The 2,165-nt window shown below is 66.1% G+C and carries 2 protein-coding genes and 1 pseudogene; all 3 read left to right on the top strand.

The features are described from left to right. Nucleotides 1-121: pseudogene (locus tag AC1D00_RS37950) on the top strand (thioredoxin); the annotation flags it as partial. A gap of 103 nt (nucleotides 122-224) precedes the next feature. Beyond that, a complete protein-coding gene (locus tag AC1D00_RS37945) occupies nucleotides 225-1,199 on the top strand; it encodes a hypothetical protein (RefSeq protein ID WP_477014202.1) in 975 nt (324 codons plus the stop codon). Nucleotides 1,200-1,646: 447 nt separating this feature from the next. Beyond that, the coding region (locus AC1D00_RS37940) for a L,D-transpeptidase (protein WP_477014201.1) at nucleotides 1,647-2,165 on the top strand (519 nt) is incomplete at its 3' end.

Raw genomic sequence — 2,165 nt, 5'->3', positions numbered from 1 at the left:
GTATTGGCCGGCGCAATACATCATCGACCAGACCGGCAAGATCGTGTTCCAGCACGCAGGCGAAGGCCGCTACGACGAGATCGACCGCACCGTCGGCCGATTGCTCAACGCCAGCAGCTGATGCGGCACGGACATCGCGCGGCTGGTTTCACCTGACGGCCTTGTTGCTTGACTCCACGGACCCGTCCGTGGAGGTTCGCAACCGACGCAATCAGCCGCCCGCAATGGACGACGCGACCACCAGCAACGACATTCGCCTTCGTGAAGGCTCCTCGATCGCGCAGCGGCTGGTCGTGGCCGGCTCTGCGGCGGCCGTTGCGCTCTGCTTCACGCCCGGCCTGTTCACGCACGACACCCTGGAAGTGATCATCTCCGTGATCGCGCTGCTGCTGGGAGCGGCGTTCATCGGCGGCGTCATGCTGGCGCCGGCGGTGGTGTGGATCATCACGCCCGACGAGATCCTGATCGGGCAACAGCGCCCCTTCGGCAAACTCCGCACGCGGATCGTCGCGAAAGACGACATCACGGGATTGCAGGTTCTGGGCAACAAGGCGGCCAAGGCCCGCTTCCAGCTCGCGTTCGCGCTGGCCTCGGGGGAACGCCTGACGTCCCCACCGATCTCCGATGTCACGCATGTTCGCGACACCGTGGCCCGGATCGCCGCGCAATTCAACGTTCCCGACGTCGAGGCGCCAAGCAATCCGCTCGATGCCAGCAATCCCGAGATGCGTCTCGGCGAGCCCCTCGAGCCGTTTGCCGCACGGGACATCCGGATCGTTGCACTGATCGCCGTTGCACTGTCTGCCGTTCCCTACGCCTACAAGCTCTGGCGCGGGCTGTCGCCCAGCCACGTCGATATCCTGCTGCTGCCGATCGGCGCGATCGCCGCGTTCGCCGTCTACCGATACGCCAACCTCGTGACCGGCGCCTTCTGGGTCGTCCGGCAAGCGGATATCCGCGTCGAGCGCCTGTGGGGCGACGGCAGCTTGCGCGCCGACCACATCGAGGGGCGCGACGTGAAGGCGATCACCGTCGAGCGCCGCGGCCGGTCCGAGGACGAGCATTGCATCGTGGTGATCCGGTTGCGCTCCGGACGGAGGTTTCGCAGCCCCCGCATCGGCTCGCGGCTCGAGGCCCGCGCCGTGGCAGCCGAGATCGTGCGGCGGCTCGGGATCGCGCCGGAGAGCAACCGGATTTAGCTCTCCCCGCGCGCGACGGCGCGATCGCATATGAAAAGGGGCTGACAAGTCGCCTGCAGCCATCCTTCGAGACGCCCGCCTGCGGCGGGCCCTCAGGATGAGGGACAGAGCACGCGGCAGCAATTTGACCGGCACCGATGCGTCTTAGCCTCATCCTGAGGAGACCGCGAGAAGCGGTCGTCTCGAAGGACGAGGCGCGCACTCAGCCGCCGCCAAGAAGCCTATGCGCTCTCCCTCCCGCGAGCGGGAGAGGGAGCGGACCGACCTCGCGGCCGTCATCTAGGCTTTTCGCGCCATCCCCTGTTTGTGGCATTGCCGTGGGCCCGTCAAAAAAGCAAAGCATTCTCGTGACATACCAGCCGAGTGCGCCATCAACTTGCCATGAACATGCCCCTGAGATTTGATGGCTTTGAATGATTTGCGCTGTGGCAGCGGGGAGAGCTTGAAATGACGGATTTTCGTCGCCTGACCGGGATATTTGCGGCTGCGATCGGCCTCGCCCTGTCGATGCCCCAGGCCTTCGCCCAGCAGCCCGACCGCGGCGACGAGCCGGGCCTGATCGCCGACGACGGCTACCAGCTCGATCAGGAATGGCAGAAGCAGGTGGTCTATTTCCGCACCACCGAATCGCCGGGCACCATCATCATCTCGACCGCCGAGCGTCACCTTTACCTGGTGCAGCCGGGCGGGCGCGCGATCCGCTACGGCATCGGCGTCGGCCGCGACGGCTTCCAGTGGCAGGGGCTGGTGAACATCACCAACAAGAAGGAGTGGCCGGACTGGACGCCGCCGCCGGAGATGATCCAGCGCCAGCCCTATCTGCCGCGCTTCATGGCCGGCGGCCCCGGCAATCCGCTCGGGGCGCGCGCCATGTATCTCGGCACCACCGTCTACCGCATCCATGGCACCAACCGTCCCGACACGATCGGCACCAAGGTGTCCTCGGGCTGCTTCCGTCTCGTCAAC

It is taken from the genome of Bradyrhizobium sp. P2_E8, assembly GCF_056403875.1.
This window is presented reverse-complemented; position numbering and strand designations above follow the sequence as displayed.

What these genes read in the sequence shown, in the direction of transcription:
- AC1D00_RS37945 (WP_477014202.1), top strand. Translation starts at nt 225, where the DNA reads ATGGACGACGCGACCACCAGCAACGACATTCGCCTTCGTGAAGGCTCC.